We start from the raw sequence: 20,459 nt of genomic DNA on the forward strand, positions 1-20,459 counted from the left end.
CCCAGATGGGTTTTGCTAAGCGAACTTAGACAGAATATAAACACTTAATGAAGTGTGGACTCAAAAAGCAAATCAGCTTTTCAAATTATTATTAACGTGGTCCAGAGATGGACACGGTAATAAACAGAATTTGCTTGGTGACAATAGCCTTGTGGAACCACCTGATCCCATCCCGAACTCAGAAGTGAAACGCAAACGCGCCGATGGTAGTGTGGGGTCTCCCCATGTGAGAGTAGGTCATCGCCAAGCGCCTAATTATCTCATTGAGATGTAACGAAGCCAGCTGAATAAGCTGGCTTTTTTGCATCTGCAATTTGTAGAAATTAGTCCATTTTTCTTTCAACTTGCATGTTTCTCCGCTATTTTTACTCACCAACTCACTTGTCGCTCTTAGGCTTCCTCATTTCGTTCTTGCCCTAGTCCTATTGCTTAATCCTGCGCATAACTAAGAGGCTAAGGTTTTCTGAGGTAATACTGTTACGTATCTCTCAAGGTAACTGTTCGAGACACAGATCGTATTGTCGGGCACTTCTCGGCGTTGATACCAAGGCGGATACTTAAGTTGTCAAAATGGATGATTTAATTTGTCTAGATTGAACCCATTCCTCTTCTTCAATCAATGCCTTCAGAACGACATTCCTTTTTATCTTCTCTCAGAATCAAATAGCAGTGACTTGGATTGTTAAATTTGCATATTTTTTCACTTGGTTTATTCCTATGCTCGTTGTTTTCAATTTAGGAATCATTTTTAGCCTAAGACATCACTTCAGCTTAAATCCAACATTATGTTTTTTTCATTATGGAATATTGAATTAATCGCTCGATTTATGAGGATTAATAACTTGTCGCCTGTAGATTTACTTAATATTGGTAAGACCAATTTACACTGATATGGTTTTTTTGTTATCAATTGGTTATGTTCGTAGCAGGTTGAGTTCAGCTGGTTTTCTTGTTGTGTGATTAGTTAGCTTTAAAATGTGATTTTTTATTCGATTTTTTCTGATTGGTGATTGCTATGTGTCTGTTTACGGAAGAACCATAGTTTGTGAGCAGTTCATTTGATGAATTTTGAACTTGTAATGCGATAGCGATGATTTTGGGGCAATCGCGCTGTTGATAGGGATCTAGAGCGTAAGGGGGAGGGGAGCTATGGAGGATGTAACGCAATCTTTATTGGATGCCGTTGGCATTATGTTTTTGGGGATGGGCTTAGTTTATTTATTTTTAAGTGTACTAATCCTTGGGATTCATTTGGTTGCGCGTTGGTGTGCAGTCGATGCTGCATCTGCACGTTTTGCTAAAAATCATGCTAAGAGTCAGCAGAGGGTAGCGCAATCTGATGCTAAACCTTTAGAGCCAAGTTTGGTCGCTGCGATTTCACTAGCGGTAAAGCAGTATCGTTCACAGATTAAGTAATGGGGAGCAGTATGACTTTTGTATCTAATTCTACGACAGCAGTGGCTAAGCCATTATTTTTAACTGATGTCGTATTGCGGGACGCACATCAATCCATTTTAGCGACGCGCTTACGCATTGATGACATGTTACCTATAGCGCCGTTACTCGATAAGATTGGTTTCTGGTCGTTGGAATCTTGGGGTGGGGCGACTTTTGATGCCTGTATTCGTTATCTTGGTGAAGATCCCTGGGACAGAATTCGTGAGTTGAAAAAGGCGATGCCGAATACGCCGCAGCAAATGTTGCTGCGTGGCCAAAACTTATTAGGCTATCGCCATTATGCCGATGATTTAGTCACGCGTTTTGTTGAGCGTGCTCATACTAATGGCGTCGATGTATTTCGTATTTTTGATGCAATGAATGATGCTCGTAATCTCGAAACTGCGGTGAAAGCGGTGCGCCAAGTTGGCGGCCATGCGCAGGGTACTATCTCATACACGACTAGCCCTGTGCATACCATAGAGACTTGGGTTGATATGGCAAAACGTCTCGAAGATATGGGATGTGATTCTTTGTGTATCAAAGATATGGCGGGCTTACTTAAGCCTATGGAAGCGTTTGAGCTTATCAGTCGACTAAAATCCCAAACGCAACTCGTGTTATCTATGCATTGTCATGCGACGACAGGATTAAGTACCGCCACTTATCAGAAAGCCATTGAAGCGGGTATCGATGTGCTCGATACGGCAATTTCGTCGATGAGTCAAACCTATGGACATACTGCAACTGAAACCGTTATCGCTATGGTGGAAGATACTGAGCGTGCAACGGGTTACGATATGGTGTTGCTTGAGGAGATTGCCGCTTATTTCCGTGAGGTGCGCAAGAAGTACGCTAAGTTTGAAGGCGCGCTGAAAGGCATCGATTCGCGGATCTTACGTGCACAAGTGCCTGGTGGCATGCTGACCAATATGGAGAGCCAACTAAAGGAACAAGGCGCGGCCGATAAGATGGACTTGGTCTTGGAAGAAATTCCCCGCGTGCGTGCTGACTTAGGTTTTTTGCCCTTAGTGACACCTACATCGCAGATTGTCGGCTCGCAGGCGGTCATTAATGTGTTGATGGGTGAGCGTTATAAGTCACTGACTAAAGAGACTGAAGGCGTGCTTAAGGGCGAATATGGCACGACACCTGCGCCAGTTAATGCCGCATTGCAAGCGAGAGTCTTACAAGGAGCCGAAGCCATTACATGTCGCCCTGCTGATTTATTAACGCCAGAGCTGGCTAAATTACGGCTTGAGTTAGCTGATAAAGCACAGGAACAAGGCATTCGCCTATCTTCAGAGCATGACGATGATGTGCTGACATATGCACTCTTCCCACAGATAGGATTGCAGTTCTTAAAGAATCGTGACGATCCGAGCGCCTTTGAGCCTAAACCTGAATTGACTTCGTTGGCGGAGGCAGCTAAGCCCGTAGCTGATCGTGGCCCTGAAACCTACACGGTAACTGTCGAAGGGCAAGAGTACGTAGTTGAAGTCGCCGCAGGCGGTGAGATCTCGCAAATCCAGCCACAGGGACAAAGTGTTCATGCTGTGCAAGCTGTGACTGAGAGTACAACGCCATCAACAAGCCATGGTGAAATCAGGCTTGAAATGAGCGCGCCTTTGTCGGGCAACATCTTCAAAGTGCATGTTTCTCCTGGCGATAGAGTGTGTGAAGGCGATGTCGTGATCATCCTTGAGGCGATGAAGATGGAAACCGAAATTCGTGCTCAGGGCGATGGTATTATCGCTAAGATCTGGGTGAAAGAAGGTGACTCAGTGTCTGTGGGTTCTCAATTACTGGCTTTGGCGTAGGAGTCATTATGGAAGGTTTAATGGCTTTTGGGGCCGAGACAGGTATCGCTCACTTTACTGGCGGGCAAGTGTTGATGATGGCAGTGGGCGCTTTGCTCTTGTATCTCGCCATCGTGCGTGGATTTGAGCCTTTGCTATTGTTGCCCATTGGTTTTGGTGCAGTGCTGGCGAACATTCCCCATGCGGGATTTACCGAAGAAGGTGGCATGCTGTATTACGCCTATCATGTGGGGATTGAGACTGGGGTGTTTCCGCTATTGATCTTTATGGGTGTTGGTGCGCTGACCGACTTTAGCGCCTTGATTGCGAATCCTAAAACTCTGTTATTAGGGGCTGCTGCGCAGTTTGGGATTTTTGCGACACTGATTGGTGCAATCGCGCTGAACTTAGTGCCGGGATTTGAGTTCACCATGAAGGATGCGGCGGCCATTGCGATTATTGGCGGTGCCGATGGACCAACGGCGATTTTCCTTGCCTCAAAACTGGCGCCTGAGTTATTGGGGGCCATTGCGGTAGCGGCCTATTCCTACATGGCGTTAGTTCCGATTATTCAACCGCCGATCATGCGGTTACTGACAACTCAAGCCGAGCGCGAAATTAAAATGGAGCAGTTGCGCGAAGTCAGTAAGAAGGAAAAGATCATTTTCCCTTTGATGGTACTGGGATTAACGATTCTCTTCCTACCTGCAGCCACGCCGTTAGTGGGCATGTTTTGTCTTGGTAACTTGATGCGCGAATCGGGCGTAGTGGATAGATTATCGAAAACGGCGCAGAACGAGCTTATCAATATCGTTACAATTTTCTTAGGTCTAGCTGTCGGTTCTAAGTTATCCGCCGATCAATTCCTGCGGCTTGAAACCTTAGGAATTTTGGTATTGGGAGCTTTAGCATTTGGCATTGGTACTGCTGCAGGTGTATTGATGGCAAAACTGATGTGTAAGTTGTCGGGTGGTAAGATTAATCCGTTGATTGGTGCCGCAGGGGTGTCGGCTGTACCTATGGCGGCACGAGTCGTGAACAAAGTTGGATTAGAGGCCAACCAACACAACTTCTTGTTAATGCACGCCATGGGTCCCAATGTGGCGGGAGTGCTAGGTTCTGCTGTGGCTGCGGGGATTTTACTTGCCGTGCTGGGTTGATGACAGAGTGGGTTAACTGATTGGGCTTGACTGAGTGGGTAAATTTAGCGGGTTTATCTTCGAATTTATTCTAGTCGTTAACGCTGTTTTATCACTAAGGCCAACTCAGTATTGAGTTGGCTTTTTGTTAAGTCACTAATTTAGAAAATGAATCCTTGGTATTAACCTAAGCCGTTAACCAGAGTAATGCCATAAGGATTAAAATCAGCCCGCCACCTATACCGATAATGTAGATAAAACCTCGCCGGCCTTGTTTTAGCGTGAGTTTGTTGGCTTTTAAAAATAACGCCCAAAACAAACATAGGATCAGCGGGATAAGGAAGAGTCTCGTCATTGTCTGTTCTGCTAAAGTGTGAGTTAGAGTGGTTTTAGAGTCTAACAGCTTGATCTTATTTGAGTAACCTATTTTGCAGTTAATAGAGACTGTCGAAGTCGATTGTGGTCTCTAAAGCCAATAGATTAAAGACTGTTTGCAGGATAATAAAAGAGACCGCCGAAGCGGTCTCTTACTGTGGTCAATGGTACTGATGATTTAGCTTAATACTTTTTATACAGTATTGTTATTGCTACGAACTTACTGGTGTAACGTCTTGATTGTCGTTCGAATAGAACTGTACTTCATCGAGTTCATTTTCGGATTTACCAATCACAACAGCAGTCATCATATCGCCCGTCACGTTAGTTGCTGTGCGGATCATATCGATAATACGGTCAATCGCGGCGATAAAGGCAATGCCTTCTAGTGGCAGACCAATCACACCTAAGGTGACAGTTAACATCACCATCGCACTTCCTGGTACGCCAGCGGTACCAACAGAAGCCACTGTCGCAGTCACGGCGATCATCACATAGTCCAGTGTGTCGAGCGGAATATTGTAAATTTGAGCGATGAAGATAGCGGCTATCGCAGGGTAAATACCCCCACAGCCGTCCATGTTCATGGTCGCACCTAATGGCATCACAAAGGCACTATAACGCTTTGATACGCCCATGGTTTCGACTGCGCGAGTACTCGCAGGTAAAGTACCAAAACTTGAGGAAGTACTAAATGCGACTAACTGTGCTGGCATAGCTTTACGGAAAAATTGCAGTGGGCTTAAACCACCGACAAATTTCACTAAGCCACCGTAAACAAAGATGATGTGGATAAAGGCGGCAATGTAGATAGCCCCGATAAACTTACCTAAAGGCAGTAGAGTCGATAAACCGTATTCACCGACAACCCAAGCCATTAAACCAAACACACCGATAGGGGTTAGTTTTAAGACCATGCGAGTCAGTTGGAACATGACTTCTGCGCCCGCTTCTATGGTGCGTTTTAGCGGATCAGCCTTCTCGCCAACTTTATTGATAGCGATACCCACTAACGCGGCAAACACGATAATTTGCAGTACATTGCCTTCAGCGAGTGAAGCAAAAGGATTGACAGGGATCATGTCGAGCAACACTTGTGCGAAACCGGGAATATTACGCTCGCGCACTTCAGTCGTTGTGAGTTGCATTGTGCCACCCATATCGATCATTGAGCCCACAGCTAAGCCGATCAGAGAGGCGATTGTGCCTGTCAGCATGAACATACCCAAAGTTTTCAAGCTCAGGCGTTTCAGACTGGTTTGCGAGTTGAGCGATGTGATACTCACGACAATGGCACAAAATACCAAAGGCGCGACCAACATCTTAATGGCCCCAATGAACAGATCACCTAATGGTTTTAGCACTGTGGCGCTTTCACCTAAAATAACGCCAACGAGCGCACCTAAGATAAAGCCTGCTAAGACTTTTTGCCAAAACGGAATGCGGCTAATGGTTTGAAGGATCATGCATATTCCAGAAAAATAAATTAAGAGTGAGCCAATAGGCCTGCGATGATAGGATTCGTATTTAACGAGTTGAGCGTGATGTTAACGCGCTCTCAGTCATGCGCACGGTTATTGCCTGCCATAGTTAACCATTGTATCGACAGAGCTAGGGTTATAACAAACCGTTTTTCTTATAACTTATTGTGATAAGTGAGTTTGTTGTAAAAAGATTAAGTGAAACATTCAATTAACCCATGGCAAACCTTATCGCATTGAATACAAAAAGAGAGATTTATCATTGAGTAAGCCATTATGACTGAGTTAGGCATTATGTTCTCCGGCGCTTTTTTAGCGGCGACTTTGTTACCGGGGGGATCTGAAGTCTTACTCGTGGCGTTATTAAACAAAACTCCAGAGGCTTGGGTTGCGCTGGTCGTGGTGGCTAGCATTGGCAACACGTTGGGCGCGATGACCAGTTTCTATTTAGGCCGCTTAGGCCGTCTAGCAAAATCACCAGAAGCGTTAGCGAAAGGTAAACACGCAAAGGGGCTCGCCTTGATTGAACGCTACGGCGTATGGGCGTTGTTACTCTCATGGGCACCAGTTGTCGGCGATATTCTCTGTTTATTGGCGGGTTGGTTGAGGCTACCGCTAATACCCTCTTTGGTGATGATTTTAATTGGTAAAACAATTCGTTACTTAATTATTGCCGCTGCCGTGCTGCAATGGATGGCATGATGGCGCTAGGATGCATTTAATGGTCAAGGGCGGGGAGTGTTTTTCCGTTTAGACTGAATTTACTGTATAGACTGTATAGACTGTATAGATAGGAACTTAGTGTTAATTTTGCGAGTCATAAATCCCAATGCTTAATCATTTAAGCGCACTATGACTAAACGCAGCACTATGATTATGAAGCTGTATTTTTGGCCCATTGATGTATGAGGGGAATGTTTTGAAGAAATGGATATTAGCGGTCGCAATTTCTGCCGCACTTGCGGGTTGTGCATCTGAAACGACTACGGCGAACTTGCCCGCAGGCGTTAAACTTATCGAAAATGTGCAATTGGCCGATTCGCAAGTAGGGATCCCCTACAAAAAGTACCAATTAGCCAATGGGTTAACGGTTATTTTACATCAAGATGATTCCGATCCCTTAGTGCATGTTGACGTCACTTATCATGTGGGCTCTGCTCGCGAATTAGCTGGGCGTTCGGGATTTGCGCATTTATTTGAACACATGATGTTCCAAGGCTCGCAGCATGTTGCCGATGAACAGCATTTTGAAGTGGTTACCGAAGCCGGTGGTACCCTAAATGGCACGACCAATACCGACAGAACCAATTACTTTGAGACAGTACCCAACAATCAATTAGAAAAAATGTTGTGGCTTGAGTCGGACCGTATGGGCTTTTTGTTGCCCGCACTCACTAGTGAAAAATTCGAAGTGCAGCGCGAAACCGTCAAAAACGAGCGTGCACAACGTATCGATAATCAGCCCTATGGCCGCATGAGTGAGCGTTTTAGCCAAGCTATGTACCCTGTCGGTCATCCTTATTCTTGGCCTGTAATTGGCTGGCCGGACGATCTTAATCGCGCCACGGTTGACGATGTTAAACACTTTTTCCAACGTTGGTATGGCCCTAACAATGCGACCTTGACCATAGGTGGCGATTTCGATGAAATGCAAACCTTAGCCTGGGTAAATAAATATTTTGGTGAAATCCCCCGCGGCCCTGAAGTCTCGTTAGAGCAAAAGGTGCTGGTTAACTTAGATAAGACGCGTTACCTCTCCATGGAAGATCAAGTGCACTTGCCTTTGATCCGTATTGGTTTTCCAACTGTATACGCTAGACATTCAGATGAGGCCGCGCTCGATCTGTTAGCCAATATTTTAGGTGGTGGTAAAACATCCTTATTATATAAAAACTTGGTGAAGGACGGTTATGCGGTGCAGGCTAATGTGAGTCATCCTTGTCAAGAGCTTGCGTGTCAGATGTCGATTTATGCTTTAGCCAATCCTGAAAAGGGCGGCAAACTGGCGGATCTGGAGCAACGTATCCTCGACTCGATTAAGGAGTTTGAGCAACGTGGCGTTACTGATGACGATCTGCAAAAAGTCAAAGTGCAGTTTGAGGCTGATACCATTTATAGCCTGCAGAGTGTTTCTGGCAAAGTGTCGACCTTAGCGATGAACCAAACGCTGTCGGGCAATCCGAACATGATTGCCTCAGATCTGAATCGTTATGCCAATGTGACCAAAGACGATGTGATGCGCGTGTTTAAGCAATACATTAAAGATAAGCCTATGGTGGTTATGAGTGTGGTGCCGCAGGGAATGACGTCACTTATTGCCCATGTGGATAACTTCACACCTGCAACGTTGCCGATTGCACAAACTGCGGTAGAGGGGGATTTGCCCAAGCCTGAACTTGTTTCAAGTTTTGATCGGACTAAGATGCCTGCATCTGGCGTTGCACCTATGCTTAAAGTACCTAAAATTTGGACAAAAACCTTAGCCAATGGCATCGAAGTCATGGGCACTCAAAGTACTGAAACACCAACAGTTGAGTTAATTGTTTATCTCAATGGTGGCCACAGACTCATACCCGTCGAAAAAGCAGGCTTAGCAACGCTGACTGCTGAAATGCTTAATGAATCGAGTCAGAAACGCAGCAGTGAAGCACTATCACAAGCCTTAGAAATGCTAGGTAGTAGTGTCGATTTTAGTGCGTCTGAATATCAAAGTTCGATCAAAGTATCGGCTCTGACAGCACATTTAGATGAGACGCTGGCGATTATGGAAGAAAAGCTGTTTCAGCCAGCGTTTAGCGAAGCTGACTTTGCGCGAGTGAAACAGCAGCAATTACAACAGATCCAGCATATGCAGTCCGATCCTAGCTATCTGGCTGATACGGCGTTGTCGTCTTTGTTATACGGTAAAGACAATGCGTTAGGTGTGAATGATCTCGGCACGCTCGATTCTGTCGCGGCGCTTACGTTAGCCGATGTAAAAGCGTTTTATGCCCAGCAGTATCAAGGCGGCAACGCTAAAATTGTCACTGTTGCTAATTTATCTGAATCTGCATTGCTGCCTAAATTAGCGGGATTAAACCAGTGGAAAGGAGAAGCAGCTGTGGTACCGCCACTTAAGCCACTCCCTGCATTAAAAGGCGGCACAATTTATGTGATTGATAAACCTGGTGCGGCGCAATCGGTAATCAATATTGCCAAGCGCGCATTACCCTACGATGCCACAGGCGATTATTTTAAATCTTATCTGATGAATTATCCGTTAGGCGGCGCATTCAATAGCCGTATCAACCTAAATTTACGTGAGGATAAAGGTTATACCTATGGTGCTCGCACCCGTTTTACTGGCGGTGCTGAAGTGGGCGATTTTGTCGCATCAAGTAACGTTCGCAGTGACGTGACGGCGAAAGCACTCATTGAGTTTGTAAAAGAAATCAGTGCTTATCAGCAGCAGGGCATGACGGATACTGAACTTGCCTTTATGCGTAATTCAGTCTCTCAAGGGCAAGCTCTTGATTATGAAACACCGTATCAAAAAGCGGGCTTTATGCGGATGATCCAACGTTACCAATTGAGTCAAGATTTTACGACTCAACAGGACAAGATCATTAATACTGTAACAAAAGATGAACTCAATGCCCTCGCGGCTTCCGAGCTAGATATCAATAAAATGGTGATTCTGGTGGTGGGAGATAAAGCGACAATTGAAGCGGATTTAGCGGTATTGGGCTATCCAATTGAAACTTTAGTATTGTAAATTAGTATTTCGCCCTTATATAGGTAGATAGATGGGTGCATTAGTTAACGACTATTTGCCCTATATTTACCGGATTTACATCGAAAGACGGTGACAGCATTAGCTGTCACCGTCTGCTTTTAATCATACAAGGTGTGAATTTGGCTTGCCCCACAGACAGGTTTAGATTTATTTTGAGGCATATTTTGCAAGATAAGCCTCAAAATAAAGGTCTGACTGTTAACCTTGTCGCGATAGCGAATCACCAATTAGAGAAGCGCAAATTGAAGTCATTCAATGAATTAGTACAACATCTCTCGGACGCCAATGGGCGCACCGCACTCTTGGGTATGTTACGTGGCATAGAACGTGAGGCGTTGCGGATTGATGAGTTTGGTTATCTCGCTACAGACTCGCATCCCGAAGCCTTAGGCTCGGCGTTAATGCATTCGCGTATTACGACGGATTACAGTGAAGCCTTGCTCGAGTTTATTACGCCAGTAAATCACAATGTTGAGCAACTTCTCACTGGGTTAACGGAGACTCATGCTTTCAGCGTGCGCCACTTAAATGGTCAGCGTTTGTGGCCCGTGAGCATGCCTTGCTATGTGAAAGATGAGCAACAGATCCCCGTTGCCCGCTATGGCTCATCGAATACTGGCATGATGAAAACCTTGTATCGTAAGGGGTTAACCTATCGTTATGGCGCCCTGATGCAGATCATCTCTGGGGTGCACTTTAACTTTTCGGTATCGCAAGAATTATGGCAAAGCCTGTATGAGTTAAGTGATAAAGAGTTAACTTACGATGATTTTATTTCAGAATCCTATTTCGGCTTGATCCGTAACTATCGCCGTTTAGTGTGGGTACTACCTTATTTATTTGGTGCCTCGCCAGCGTTATGTAGCTCCTTTATTAAAGATCAAAAAACCGACCTCAAGTTTGAAAAAACGGGCCACGGAACTCTGTATCTGCCCTATGCCACTTCGTTGCGTATGAGTGATTTAGGCTACACCAACAAAGAGCAAGAAGATCTAAATATCAGCTATAACTCTTTGCCTGAGTATCTGGCTGGCGTGAATGCTGCCACTAAAATGCCTTCAGCAAACTTTGCTAATATCGGCGTTAAAGTCGATGGTGAGTATCGTCAACTTAATGCCAATGTATTGCAGATTGAAAACGAGTTCTACTCGCCAATCCGTGCGAAACGGGTCACACGTAGTGGCGAGAAACCGTCTGAAGCTCTGGCCCGTGCTGGGGTGGAATACATTGAAGTGAGAGCGCTGGATGTTAATCCATTTAGCCCAGTTGGCATTGAGGCGACACAAGTGCGTTTCCTTGATTTATTCCTACTCTATTGTTTATTAACGCAGTCGCCTAAGTCTGAGGCGAGCGAAGAGGCGAGATTAAGCGCAAATCTTAAAGCTGTGGTGCTTGAAGGCCGTAAACCTGGGCTTGAGTTATTAACCGCAGACGGTTCACGTTCGCTTAAATCTTGGTTAGAAGAGTTGTTTGATGCCTTGCAACCTTTGGCAGTATTGCTTGATGGTGAGGGGACGGATTATCAAATGGCTTTGGCCCATTGGCGCAAAGCGGCTGAAGATCCGAATTTAACCCTGTCGGGACAAGTACTTCAAAACGTGATCAACAAGGGCCAAGATCATGGTCAGTGGGTAATGACGTTAGCGCAGCAATACTACCAATACTTTATCGATTATCCCTTGTCGAGCGAGACCATAGCGCAGTATCAAGCTGAAGCATCCAGTTCGCTTAACAAGCAAGCTGAACTAGAGGCGGCACAGAGTGCAGTTTCATTCGATGATTATCTGGAAGATTACTTTGGAGTGAAGCCGTGAAAGAGGGGTTATTCTCTTTCACTGGCCTACGTGCCCGCGCAGCCTTGATTGTGTTCAGTGCCTTGTTATCTGGCTGCGCCGCGTCACCTGAAGACCCACTGGGCTGTGGTACTGTGTCGGGTTATTTGCAGCCCGATGCCAGTACTCACTGGTATCGAGTTGTGGTGACCCATTTAAACGGGCAGGCAGTCGTTTCTAAGCCTAATTATCAGTTAGCGCCTGGCGAATATGAATTTACCGTTGCGGAGCTGATCGATGATCCAAGTTTGTCAGTCACGCTTGCCGCGCGGACACCCAAAGTATTCAAGCTCAATGTTGAAAGTCATCAGCGTTATCATATCGGTGCGTTATTTCACACCGATAAGCGCTATATGGGTAAAGACACTGCGTATTGGGAACCCGGCGTGTGGCAGCAAGAAGATCATGAGTGTCAGTTTGAGCTGAGTCCCGAAACGAAATAGCCAAAGTGTTAAGCCAGCTACATTCGATTTAAGTCATATTGATTTAGCCTCTAGCGCTGAGATCTTCTAAGCGCAAAAAAGGCTTTTTATGCTTGCCTCAGCCTGAGTCTATGACATCATGGCGCGAGCTAACTCTCCAAAGAACATGATATTAATGAATAAGTCCTCCGCTATCTTACTCTGCGCAAGTCTCGGCATCTTGTCAGGTTGCGCGACATCTCCGCCTAAGTCTCCCGAAAATTTGTGTGAGATATTTCAAGAACACCGAGATTGGTACGATGCCGCTAAAGATGTCCGTGATAAATGGGGTGTGCCAGTGCATGTGCCGTTAGCTATGATGTATCAAGAGAGCTCATTCAAGCACAATGCCGCGCCACCGATGGAATACTTTTTAGGTTTTATCCCTATTGGCCGTGCCAGTGATGCCTATGGGTATGCGCAGGCTAAGACCATGACGTGGGATGATTATGTGCGTGAGACGGGAAACAGTTGGTCGAGCCGCAGTGATTTCGATGATGCCTTGGATTTTATGGGCTGGTTTATCAGCAAAACCCATAAGATAAATGGCGTATCTAAATGGGATGCGCGGGCGCAGTATCTTAATTATCACGAAGGCTGGGGCGGTTATCGCCGTGGCAGTTATAAATCTAAGGCGTGGTTAGTGAAAGTGGCGAATAAGGTGGATGAAAGGTCGAAACGCTACGCGGCTCAATATAAAACCTGCCAAGAAGATTTAGATTCATCTTGGCTGTGGCGTTTATTTTTTGGTTAGGATTACGTTTTTATATCATTGTTAGCCACTTAAGTGAGAATGGCTGACTGTCGGTGTTCAATTTAGATATTTAATCGAGATAGCTAATTGAGATAGCTAATCGAGATAGCTAATCGAGATAGTAAACTCAAATCTTAAACTCAGATATTCAACTCCGACGCTTACTGATTGTTGATATTAGCCTTTTGACATCGGCTGCAGCACCATACTTCAATTGATTTATTGCGCTTTCACTGCGAAGGTTTCTAATGCCTGAATGGCTTTTTTCTTCGCACGCTTTTGCTCATACATAGCATGATCTGCAGTCTTAAAGGATTGATACCAATCGGTTTCAAACGGCGCAATACCAAAACTAAAACCTAGGCTAAGCTCTGAACCTTGATTCAAGGTTTTGCGCATATCATCTAAGTCCTGTTCAATTTGAGCTAACGGCCCATGGCATAAAGCGACAAACTCATCTCCACCAAAACGGGAAATAATGCCTTTATTTTGCCAATAGGTGAGCATGGCGGTGGCTGTTCGCTTGATGGCAACATCACCCATCTGGTGCCCATAGGCATCATTAATGGACTTGAGATTGTCCATATCGATAATAATTAAAAAACTGCCTAAGTGAGGTTTGTGCTGCCAGTGGTGCAGTTCATCTTCAAAATTCTTTCGATTATAAAGCCCTGTTAATGGATCAAAATTGGCAAGTTTAGTGATCTGCAGTGACTTCTGATAGAGCGCAATGGCATTGCTAGCTTCGTGAGTTAGGATAGAGACAAGATTGCGGTCGTAATCGCTAAAGGCGCCAATGCTACTGCTATCGAGATTGAGCATGGCATACAGTTTGCCATCAATACGAATAGGGCTAGACAGGGTTGAGCGTATCGGCTGCTTCGACACTGAGAGTAACACTTTTTGATCATCTTCCGTTAAAGTGCTAGCCGCATTGATATTCTTCATATCATTGATGACCACCACTTGATCGCATCTCCCTTCAGTGAGTCGATATTCAAAAGTTTGCTCTAAGGTAAAATCCAGTTGTCTGAGCTTTGCTAAATCGAGCCCCACGACAGATTCAAAATACAGTTTATTATTCACCTCGTTGATTTTAATGATGCTGCCCATTTCGGCACCATTAATCACGTACACGGCTTTATTGAGTAAGGCGTCCAGAAAGGCATGCTCATTTTTATAATGACTCGAGAGATGGGCGAGTTCATAGATGGCATCGTTGATGGTGACGACTTGCTCTAAATGCTGCCATAGTCGAGTTAAACGACCCTGATGCAAATAGTAAATTAGGCTGTAGGCAAAAATATAAATGATGCAAACAAACAGTAAGGGCAGGATAGTCCAATTTTCTGTGGATGCATTAAAGATAAACAGCAGGATGAATAGACATATCGGCACTATAAGCAGTAGCAGATGATAGCGATAATCTAAGCGATCTATGGTCTTACGTTTGAAATTATCCCTTAATTTCACTCGACTATTCCTTTATCTGTGTCATTGCTAGTAATCATTGAATGCTATACATCACTAACGTATTCACACTGAGTTCAGTTAAGTATATAACGAAAATTGAAATATAAACTGATATGAAACTGTGAACAATTTCATATCAGTGATTTTGGTACTAAATACTGAATTAACGCGAATTTTCTGCGTATTCGGCCAATATCCAAGCTAATGGTGCTTGGTATTGGATTGGCATCCAAGTTTGCAGTGCGGCTATGCTCTGGTTGAGCACAGTTTGATTTGGCACTGATAGGTTTAAATGTCCGACTTTACGACCCGGGCGAACTTCTTTGTTGTACCAGTACAACTCAGCATTGGGCAAACTTAACCAGCGAGGGTCATTATCGATACCGATAAGGTTGACCATAACACACTGAAAATTCACTTGTGGCTGTGGGATCGCAATTCCGCAAAGTGCTCTAAGATGCAGCTGGAATTGATCCATATGGGTTCCGGCTTGAGTCCAATGGCCAGAGTTGTGCACTCGCGGCGCCAGCTCATTCACCAGTAACTCATCGCCAACACGGAAGCATTCCATTGCCATTACGCCAACGTATTCAAGCTCGTGCATAATAACGCTGAGCATAGTTTCGGCTTGGGCTTGCAAGGGGGTTAAGCGTGCTAGTGGCGAAATCGACGCCATTAAAATGCCGTCCTGATGTAAGTTCAGCGTCAGCGGATAAAACACACATTCGCCTTTGCGAGTACGCACGCCAACCAATGATACTTCTTCATCAAAATTAATCGCTTGCTCAGCAATCGCAAGGTTACGCCAATCGTTTGGAATATCACCCGCTTCGGCTTCTTTTAGCCAATGTTGACCTTTACCGTCATAACCCCCAGTACGGCGTTTCATCAAGACTCTAGGACCATAGTGCTGATACAGGGTATCGACTTGGGTGTTATCGTCAACTAAGGTCCAAGGCGCTGTGGGAACACTGAGCTGGTCGAGTAGACTTTTTTGGCTAAAACGGTCGGCTAAACGGCTAAATACCGGACCATTAACAAAATGGGGGTGTGAGCTGAGTTGTAAACTCAGGGCGGACTCTGGCCACTGTTCGCGCTCGGCGGTAATAATGTCGTGGGGCGCGAGTGGTAGAATGTCATCCGTAGGCGTCATGATATCGACGGCGTTAACTTCAATCGCTAATGGCTCACCAGCGTGGGTCAACATGGCGCCCAGCTGACCATTACCTAATACCCAAACCTTAGGTTTAGTGTTTGTCTGGGTCATTAGACTTCCCTCGGGTCTGGATTGTCCAGTACCGCACGGGTCTGTTCTTCTCTGAAAGCGTCAACACGAGCCGCTAATTCTGTATCGTTATTCGCAAGGATTTGGCAGGCCAATAATCCCGCATTGAATGCGCCCGCTGTACCTATGGCTAAGGTGCCGACGGCGATGCCTTTTGGCATTTGAACGATAGACAATAAGCTATCCATACCTGACAGGGCTTTACTTTGGACTGGTACACCTAATACGGGTAAGCGAGTTTTAGAGGCAATCATACCGGGTAAGTGCGCTGCACCACCGGCGCCACCAATGATGATTTTAAAACCACGTTCGGCGGCAGAGGCTGCAAACTCCATGAGTTTATCTGGCGTTCTATGGGCGGAAACCACTTCAACATGATAAGGCACTTGCAGTTTATCCATTATCTCAGCGGCGGCTTCCATCGTGGGCCAATCACTTTTAGAACCCATAACAACAGCAACAAGGGCTTGCATGATAACTCCTTAACTCACTAATTTTAATTATATTTTGACCTTGTTTCAGGTCTAGGTACAGTTGATGCTTGTCTAGCCGTCATCGGTAGCTAGCATCATGGCGCTGAATAATACCATGATCCTAGCGATTTCTGCCCGTTTTTGCGTGTGAAAAAACGTCTTTCGCGGCGATGAATAGGTGAGGTGATGGAGCTATAAAAAAGACCAACACTGAGGTTGGCCTTTGAGATAAGTCAGCAACATTAAGCCCTGAGATCGTGCTACTGGTTTACTGTGTCTGCTTATCCGCAGTGATTTCAGTTTGCTGAGTGATAACTGGCGCTTCTGTCATGGCTTCACGTAGGGTCGAGTAAAACTTCAACACACCTTCAATTGGCTGGATCTTCGCTCTCGCCAGCGTTCGGATGGGCTGGAACTGCAGATCGGCGATAATGAGCTTAGTCTTATTCGCTTTGCATTTTTCAATCAGCTTCGTCAGTGCGGCTAATCCTCCCGCATCCAGAATAGATACTCCATCGAGATAAAGCACTATCACTTGTTTATCTTCAGTGAGACTCGCGATTTCGGAGAAAATGCGGTCAGCAGCAGCGAAGAATAGCGGCCCGTTAATTTTAAGGACAGCCCAATCGGCAGGTAGCTCTTGATCCACATAACGCTTGTTGGTGCTGATATCGTAAAGCTTTGTCATCTCGGCAATTTCTTTCATAAACAGCAAGGCAGCAAGGATAATTCCAACACTGATGGCGATCACCATGTCGAAAATAACCGTTAATGAAAAACAACTGACAAAAACCATGATATCGCTGGTGGGCGCAGTTTTAATTAAATGTAGTGCCTTGTGGGCTTCACTCATGTTCCAAGCCACAACAAGTAGCAGGGCTGCCATGGCTGACATGGGCAAATAAGCTAATACGCCCGCTAAGGCGACTAAACCAATTAAGACTACTATGGCGTGGATCATGGCCGCTATCGGGCTCTGAGCTCCCGCTTTGACGTTTGCCGCGCTACGGGCAATTGCTGCAGTGGCCGGTATACCGCCAAAAAACGGTGTGATGATATTACCTATACCTTGCCCTAGTAATTCACTGTTGGCACTGTGACGTTTACCTGTCATGCCATCGAGCACCACTGCACACAGTAGCGATTCAATTGCGCCTAACATGGCAATGGCAAAGGCGGCTGGTAATAAAGCTTGAAAGGTCGCGAGATTAAACTGAAAGGCTTGGCCATTCGCGCCAGCTTGCAGCCAAGGCCATTCGAAACTGGGTAATACGGCAGGAATTCCCATGCCTGTGGTGCCATCACTCAGTTGATAGTGAAAACGGGTTCCTATGGTTTCTATATCTGCACCCATGGCATTGAGAACCAAGGCGAACATAGTGCCGAGTATAATAGCTGGAAGGTGCGCTGGCACGGGTGTTTTGAGTTTTGGCCAAAGTAGCATAGTCGCTAAGGTCGCGGATGCTACCAGTAGGCTAGGTAAATGCACCGAGGGTAGGGCTTGAGCTAATGTCATCAACTTAGCCAGATATTGCTCTGGCATCTGGGCTATATCGAGTCCGAAAAAATCTTTGAGCTGCAAGGTAGCGATGACGACACCTATCCCCGCGGTAAAGCCTAAGGTGACGGATTCAGGGATATACAAAATTAATCGGCCAAGTCGCAGCATTGCCATGCCGACGAGTATCATTCCGGACATCACAGTCGCGATTAATAATCCTGCTAAACCAAATTGTTGGGCTATTGGATAGAGCAATACTACGAATGCCGCTGTCGGGCCTGACACGCTATAACGTGAGCCGCCAGATATGGCGATAATAAAACCGCCGACAATCGCAGTGTATAAACCGTATTGAGGTGCAACTCCACTGGCAATGGCTAATGCCATTGCTAACGGAATGGCAATAATGCCGACAGTGAGACCTGCAAGAAGATCTTGCCCAAAACGTTTAAACGAATACTTATCCTTCACGCAAGCTTCTGTGAGTGCGTGGGCGATTCTTAGGGAAAACAAATGAGCTGAGTGTGACACGAGTGGGTCCCATAGCGAGGCGAGTAACAAGCTTCTATTTTAGTGACCTGATACAAGACGCAGTGTGAGCTTGATTGCAAAAACGATTGAAAATACTTTGTTTTGTATAAAAAGTGTGCTTGGAGGCTGTTTGATTCTCATTTAAGAGTGGTTTGTAAAATATTTTGATACTTTAACCCTTTTAGTCATTTGCGCCGTTTACAGCCTTAGGTCAACATCAAAGGCATTCAACATGAAAACAATATACTCCCAGAAAACCATTACACATTCCTTATTATCTTGGGGAAGCGTCAGCATATCGGCGAGCAATAGCGCAGCTTTATTCTTAGTCATGCTGAGTTTAACGGCCTGTGGCGGTAAAGGCTCTGAGGCTCAACAACGACAAGCGGAGCTGCAAGCCGAGCAGAGTCATAAAGAAGTGTCACTGCGCCGTGCTGAAATGCTTGATGCTACTAAGATGGCCAGAGTCGCGGTGCCGATGCAAATGTCTACCCATGGTGCAGTGATGGGAATGAACATAGCCCCAATGCCGTCAGACTATGCCGCGATTCCGTTAGCACAAAATAAATTCGAGCCGCTGGTGCAAAATGGCATCATGGTGGCAGGAGAAATCCCAGTATCGACTTTTTCCATCGATGTTGATACTGGCAGTTATGCCACCTTAAGGCGGATGCTGAGGGAAGGGCGCTTGCCCGAGAAAGGTACAGTCAGAGTCGAAGAAATGCTTAATTATTTTGCCTACGATTATCCCTTACCTGCTAAAAATACCGCGCCGTTTAGCGTTACGACAGAGCTTGCGCCATCCCCTTATAACGATGACATGATGCTGTTACGGATTGGTCTTAAAGGGTATGACTTACCTAAATCTCAGTTAGGCGCCAGTAACTTAGTCTTTTTGCTCGATGTGTCAGGTTCTATGGCATCTGCAGATAAATTGCCTTTACTGCAAACAGCACTCAAGTTGCTGACGGCGCAATTAAGCGCGCAGGATAAAGTCTCTATTGTGGTTTATGCAGGGGCTGCTGGTGTAGTGCTCGATGGCGCGTCGGGTAATGACACTCAAACTTTAACCTATGCGTTAGAGCAATTGAGCGCAGGTGGTTCAACCAATGGTGGGCAAGGAATCACACAAGCTTATCAATTGGCGAAAAAGCATTTCATCCCCCATGGTATTAATCGAGTCATCCTCGCGACGGATGGTGATTTCAACGTTGGTATGACAGATTTTGATGATTTGATTGCCTTGATTGAGAAGGAAAAAGATCATGGTATTGGCCTGACAACCTTAGGGTTTGGTTTGGGGAATTACAACGATCAACTCATGGAGCAATTAGCGGATAAGGGCAATGGCAACTATGCCTATATCGATACCCTGAATGAAGCGCGAAAAGTGCTGGTGGACGAGTTAAGTTCAAGCTTGTTCACTATTGCTAAAGACGTCAAAGTGCAAGTGGAGTTTAATCCGGCCTTAGTGTCCGAGTATCGTCTAATCGGTTATGAGAATCGTGCTTTAGCACGGGAGGATTTCAACAACGATAAGGTGGATGCGGGTGAAATTGGCGCGGGTCATACAGTGACTGCCTTATATGAATTAAGATATGTTGAAGCAGGGCAGATGGCGAATGATAAACTCAGATATGGCGTTGATGCTCAAACGGGGCAAGAAAAATACAGCCGTGAAGAAATCGCTTTCCTTAAACTGAGATACAAGCTGCCAGAGCAAACACAGAGTCAGTTACTGAGCTATCCCATCAGGTTAGACCAAAATGTTAAGCTGTTAGAACAAGCGAGTGATGATTTTAGATTTGCAGCAGCGGTTGCAGGATTAGGGCAATTACTGAATGGCAGCCATTATCTACATCAATTTGATTATACTAAGTTAAGCCAGTTAGCACGTTCGGCATTAGGGGACGATCCTTTTGGATATCGCCATGAGTTTGTGCAATTAATGGAAACCGCCGCGGCCATAGAGCAATCTAGTCATGTGCCGATTAAGAAGGTATTCGATGGTACGGATAAACCTTTTCCTCCCCAAGATAAGCTTCATGGCGAGCCAGTGAGAGACAAGAGCAATACGCGCAATGAGAGATTACAATAGTAAAAGTAAATTCGTGGGGCTAACCCCAATGATGAGGAATTTCCC

Annotated in this window: 15 protein-coding genes and 1 rRNA gene; 10 read left to right on the top strand and 6 right to left on the bottom strand. The window is 45.5% G+C overall.

The annotated features are described in order from the left end of the window. Nucleotides 1-133 precede the first annotated feature (133 nt). The 4 genes from rrf (at nucleotide 134) to L5M51_RS21760 (ending at nucleotide 4,396) form a co-directional block, all read left to right on the top strand. Nucleotides 134-249: ribosomal RNA gene (gene rrf, locus L5M51_RS21745) — 5S ribosomal RNA — on the top strand. A 900-nt stretch (nucleotides 250-1,149) separates the two neighbouring features. After that, the gene (locus L5M51_RS21750; protein WP_113941635.1) at nucleotides 1,150-1,416 is read left to right on the top strand and encodes an OadG family transporter subunit; all 267 of its coding nucleotides are present in this window, start codon (nucleotides 1,150-1,152) and stop codon (nucleotides 1,414-1,416) included. 11 nt (nucleotides 1,417-1,427) lie between these two features. Further along, nucleotides 1,428-3,257 (top strand): sodium-extruding oxaloacetate decarboxylase subunit alpha, encoded by a 1,830-nt coding sequence (gene oadA / locus L5M51_RS21755; protein WP_263174621.1) that lies wholly within the window; start codon nucleotides 1,428-1,430, stop codon nucleotides 3,255-3,257. 8 nt (nucleotides 3,258-3,265) lie between these two features. Then, nucleotides 3,266-4,396, top strand: coding sequence for a sodium ion-translocating decarboxylase subunit beta (locus tag L5M51_RS21760; RefSeq protein ID WP_263174623.1), 1,131 nt, complete (start codon nucleotides 3,266-3,268; stop codon nucleotides 4,394-4,396). 166 nt (nucleotides 4,397-4,562) lie between these two features. On the opposite strand, the gene L5M51_RS21765 is transcribed toward L5M51_RS21760, so the two are convergent. Together L5M51_RS21765 and L5M51_RS21770 are read right to left on the bottom strand one after the other, a co-directional pair. Continuing rightward, nucleotides 4,563-4,730, bottom strand: a complete 168-nt coding sequence (locus L5M51_RS21765) for a hypothetical protein (RefSeq protein ID WP_168823570.1) — start codon at nucleotides 4,728-4,730, stop codon at nucleotides 4,563-4,565. 232 nt (nucleotides 4,731-4,962) lie between these two features. Beyond that, entirely contained in the window at nucleotides 4,963-6,216 is a 1,254-nt protein-coding gene (locus L5M51_RS21770) for a dicarboxylate/amino acid:cation symporter (protein ID WP_263174625.1), read from the bottom strand. A 291-nt stretch (nucleotides 6,217-6,507) separates the two neighbouring features. On the opposite strand from L5M51_RS21770, the gene L5M51_RS21775 reads away from it, so the two are divergent. The 5 genes from L5M51_RS21775 to L5M51_RS21795 all read left to right on the top strand — a co-directional run bounded on the left by L5M51_RS21775 (nucleotide 6,508) and on the right by L5M51_RS21795 (nucleotide 13,053). Further along, entirely contained in the window at nucleotides 6,508-6,933 is a 426-nt protein-coding gene (locus tag L5M51_RS21775; protein ID WP_263174626.1) for a YqaA family protein, read from the top strand. Nucleotides 6,934-7,132: 199 nt separating this feature from the next. Next, nucleotides 7,133-9,985, top strand: coding sequence for a M16 family metallopeptidase (locus L5M51_RS21780; protein ID WP_263174629.1), 2,853 nt, complete (start codon nucleotides 7,133-7,135; stop codon nucleotides 9,983-9,985). Between the two features lie 185 nt (nucleotides 9,986-10,170). Then, nucleotides 10,171-11,820 (top strand): glutamate--cysteine ligase, encoded by a 1,650-nt coding sequence (gene gshA / locus L5M51_RS21785; protein WP_263174631.1) that lies wholly within the window; start codon nucleotides 10,171-10,173, stop codon nucleotides 11,818-11,820. After that, a complete protein-coding gene (locus L5M51_RS21790) occupies nucleotides 11,817-12,281 on the top strand; it encodes a hypothetical protein (RefSeq protein WP_168823560.1) in 465 nt (154 codons plus the stop codon). The genes gshA and L5M51_RS21790 overlap by 4 nt, the downstream gene beginning before the upstream one ends. Nucleotides 12,282-12,435: 154 nt before the next feature. After that, a complete protein-coding gene (locus L5M51_RS21795) occupies nucleotides 12,436-13,053 on the top strand; it encodes a hypothetical protein (protein WP_302479695.1) in 618 nt (205 codons plus the stop codon). A gap of 219 nt (nucleotides 13,054-13,272) precedes the next feature. Here L5M51_RS21795 and L5M51_RS21800 read toward each other — a convergent pair whose 3' ends face one another. From L5M51_RS21800 to dauA, 4 genes are all read right to left on the bottom strand, one after another. Further along, nucleotides 13,273-14,526 (bottom strand): sensor domain-containing diguanylate cyclase, encoded by a 1,254-nt coding sequence (locus tag L5M51_RS21800; protein ID WP_263148967.1) that lies wholly within the window; start codon nucleotides 14,524-14,526, stop codon nucleotides 13,273-13,275. A gap of 163 nt (nucleotides 14,527-14,689) precedes the next feature. Beyond that, on the bottom strand, nucleotides 14,690-15,793 hold the full coding sequence (gene purK, locus L5M51_RS21805; RefSeq protein ID WP_263148968.1) for a 5-(carboxyamino)imidazole ribonucleotide synthase: 1,104 nt from the start codon (nucleotides 15,791-15,793) through the stop codon (nucleotides 14,690-14,692). After that, the gene (gene purE / locus L5M51_RS21810) at nucleotides 15,793-16,284 is read right to left on the bottom strand and encodes a 5-(carboxyamino)imidazole ribonucleotide mutase (RefSeq protein ID WP_168823554.1); all 492 of its coding nucleotides are present in this window, start codon (nucleotides 16,282-16,284) and stop codon (nucleotides 15,793-15,795) included. The genes purK and purE overlap by 1 nt, the downstream gene beginning before the upstream one ends. Before the next feature lie 268 nt (nucleotides 16,285-16,552). Further along, nucleotides 16,553-18,316 (bottom strand): C4-dicarboxylic acid transporter DauA, encoded by a 1,764-nt coding sequence (gene dauA / locus L5M51_RS21815; RefSeq protein ID WP_219252014.1) that lies wholly within the window; start codon nucleotides 18,314-18,316, stop codon nucleotides 16,553-16,555. 232 nt (nucleotides 18,317-18,548) lie between these two features. On the opposite strand from dauA, the gene L5M51_RS21820 reads away from it, so the two are divergent. Beyond that, entirely contained in the window at nucleotides 18,549-20,414 is a 1,866-nt protein-coding gene (locus L5M51_RS21820) for a vWA domain-containing protein (RefSeq protein WP_263174633.1), read from the top strand. Nucleotides 20,415-20,459: the final 45 nt, after the last annotated feature.

Source organism: Shewanella sp. SM73, assembly GCF_025653795.1.
Classification (GTDB): Bacteria; Pseudomonadota; Gammaproteobacteria; order Enterobacterales; family Shewanellaceae; genus Shewanella; species Shewanella oncorhynchi.

Coding starts and splice junctions, on each gene's coding strand:
- L5M51_RS21750 (WP_113941635.1), top strand. CDS start 1,150: ATGGAGGATGTAACGCAATCTTTATTGGATGCCGTTGGCATTATGTTT.
- oadA (WP_263174621.1), top strand. CDS start 1,428: ATGACTTTTGTATCTAATTCTACGACAGCAGTGGCTAAGCCATTATTT.
- L5M51_RS21760 (WP_263174623.1), top strand. CDS start 3,266: ATGGAAGGTTTAATGGCTTTTGGGGCCGAGACAGGTATCGCTCACTTT.
- L5M51_RS21765 (WP_168823570.1), bottom strand. CDS start 4,730: ATGACGAGACTCTTCCTTATCCCGCTGATCCTATGTTTGTTTTGGGCG.
- L5M51_RS21770 (WP_263174625.1), bottom strand. CDS start 6,216: ATGATCCTTCAAACCATTAGCCGCATTCCGTTTTGGCAAAAAGTCTTA.
- L5M51_RS21775 (WP_263174626.1), top strand. CDS start 6,508: ATGACTGAGTTAGGCATTATGTTCTCCGGCGCTTTTTTAGCGGCGACT.
- L5M51_RS21780 (WP_263174629.1), top strand. CDS start 7,133: ATGTATGAGGGGAATGTTTTGAAGAAATGGATATTAGCGGTCGCAATT.
- L5M51_RS21795 (WP_302479695.1), top strand. CDS start 12,436: ATGAATAAGTCCTCCGCTATCTTACTCTGCGCAAGTCTCGGCATCTTG.
- purK (WP_263148968.1), bottom strand. CDS start 15,793: ATGACCCAGACAAACACTAAACCTAAGGTTTGGGTATTAGGTAATGGT.
- purE (WP_168823554.1), bottom strand. CDS start 16,284: ATGCAAGCCCTTGTTGCTGTTGTTATGGGTTCTAAAAGTGATTGGCCC.
- L5M51_RS21820 (WP_263174633.1), top strand. CDS start 18,549: ATGAAAACAATATACTCCCAGAAAACCATTACACATTCCTTATTATCT.